We start from the raw sequence: 1,970 nt of genomic DNA on the forward strand, positions 1-1,970 counted from the left end.
CCCGCCGCGACTGCGACGGCGGCGCCCGCCGCGCCGGCCGCTGCCGCCGGCAACGCGCAGACCGGACGTCAGCTCACCTACACCTGCCAGGGCTGCCACGGCGTCACCGGCTACAAGAACGCGTATCCGAACTACCACGTTCCCAAGATCGTCGGCCAATCGCCGGAGTACCTGGTCAACGCGCTGACCGAATACAAGAAGGGCGCGCGCAAGCACCCGACGATGCAGGCCCAGGCGCAGAGCTTCTCGGACCAGGACATCGCCGACATCGCCGCCTTCCTCTCCAGCGCCAAGTGAGCCGCCGACCCATGACGAATCCCAGCTTCCTGCGCGGCCTCGCCATCGCCTCGCTCGCCCTCGCCCTGGCCGCCTGCTCCAACGCCGGCGACGCCCCGGCCGGCCATTCCTCGGCCGACCGCAACGACGGCCACACTTCGTCGTCCTCGGGCCTGCCGGCGGGCAACGCCGCGGCGGGCGAGCAGCTCGCCAGCGCCAAGGGCAAGGCCACCGGCCAGTCCTGCGTGGACTGCCACGGCGCCGAAGGCAACGCCCCGATCGATCCGACCTACCCCAAGCTGGCCGGCCAGTACCACGACTACATCGCCCACTCGCTGCAGATGTACCGCGACGGCGACCGCGAGCACGCGCTGATGTCGTCCCAGGCCAAGGGCCTGAGCGACCAGCAGATCGCCGACCTGTCCGCCTACTTCGGTTCGCGCGAGAAAGGCACGCTGCGCGACCTGCACGGCATCCACTGAGCCGTCGCCCTCCGCGGCGAGCGCACGCACGAACGGCCCGCGATTGCGGGCCGTTCGCGTTTTAGCGGTCGAGCGCCTTGAATGCCCGCCTTCGCGGGCGTGACGTTAGGTAGGTTTCGCCGCGCCTCTTTCCAGTCGTCATCCCCGCGCAGGCGGGGATCCAGAGACTTCAGAGTCATGTCGCGGTAAAGCCCTGGATGCCCGCCTTCGCGGGCATGACGGCAGGTAGGTTGCACCGCGCCTCTTTCCAGCCGTCATCCCCGCGAAGGCGGGGATCCAGAGACTTCAGAGTCATATCGCGGTGAAGCCCTGGGTGCCCGCCTTCGCGGGCATGACGGCAGGCAGGTTTCGCCGCGCCTCTTTCCAGCCGTCATCCCCGCGAAGGCGGGGATCCAGAGACTTCAGAGTCATGCCTCGATGAAGCCCTGGATGCCCGCCTTCGCGGGCATGACGGTAGGGTAGTTTCGCCGCGAGAAGTGGGTTTCACGGCGAACCGCCTTCGCCATGTTGTGTCGCGCCGCGTCACTCCAAGCCGTCATCCCCGCGAAGGCGGGGATCCAGAGACTTCAGAGTCATGCCTCGACAAAGCCCCGGATGCCCGCCTTCGCGGGCATGACGACCGGTGGGTTTCGCGGCAAGCCGGCCTCGCCGCGCCTGCATGCCGGCCTGCGATCAACCGCCCGGTGGCGGCCGCACGCTGCCGTTGTTTTCCTGCAGGTGCGGCTTGAACGGCACGTCCGGCGGCGGCCGCGCTTCGGCCGGCTGGTCGTTGAGGTTGGGGTCGCTGATGCCGCAGCCGCCGCCGAGCATCAGCAGCGCGACCGAGCATTGGATGCTCTTGCGGGTGCCCGGAATCGGGATCGCGACGTTCTTGATGCTGCGCCGCACCCACTCGGCCAGCAGGGTTTCGTCCGGCCGCCAGTACTTGTCCAGCGTGGTCGGTTCGTAATCGGTCGGCTTGCGCCGCAGCCAGGTGCCGGCGCGGTCGAGGTTCTTGATCTCCTGCGTGACCGTGCCCGGCGGGAACCCCGGCGAGGCCGAGCCCGGCGCGTCGGCGATGCGCACGCTGCCGTCGGGATTGAATAGGCCCGGCGCGTCGCCGGGCTTGCCGCCCGGGCGGTTGCGGGCGGAGTCGCCCCAATCGTCGCCGCGCCGCGCCGTCGGCAAGGTGCCGGGCGCGGGGTTCGGCTTTGGACCGGCGCCGGCGCTCGC

2 protein-coding genes and 1 pseudogene are annotated in these 1,970 nt (G+C 69.9%); 2 read left to right on the forward strand and 1 reads right to left on the reverse strand.

From position 1 onward, the window contains the following. Window positions 1-297 (forward strand): c-type cytochrome (locus A7A76_RS09975; RefSeq protein WP_206411064.1); only part of this gene is annotated, 297 nt, incomplete at its 5' end. An 11-nt stretch (window positions 298-308) separates the two neighbouring features. Then, a complete protein-coding gene (locus tag A7A76_RS09980; RefSeq protein ID WP_206411065.1) occupies window positions 309-758 on the forward strand; it encodes a c-type cytochrome in 450 nt (149 codons plus the stop codon). 672 nt (window positions 759-1,430) lie between these two features. On the opposite strand, the pseudogene A7A76_RS09985 reads toward A7A76_RS09980, so the two are convergent. Continuing rightward, window positions 1,431-1,970 (reverse strand): annotated as a pseudogene (locus tag A7A76_RS09985) (transmembrane repetitive protein); the annotation flags it as partial.

This window comes from Lysobacter enzymogenes, assembly GCF_017168095.1.
Taxonomy (GTDB): domain Bacteria; phylum Pseudomonadota; class Gammaproteobacteria; order Xanthomonadales; family Xanthomonadaceae; genus Lysobacter; species Lysobacter enzymogenes_D.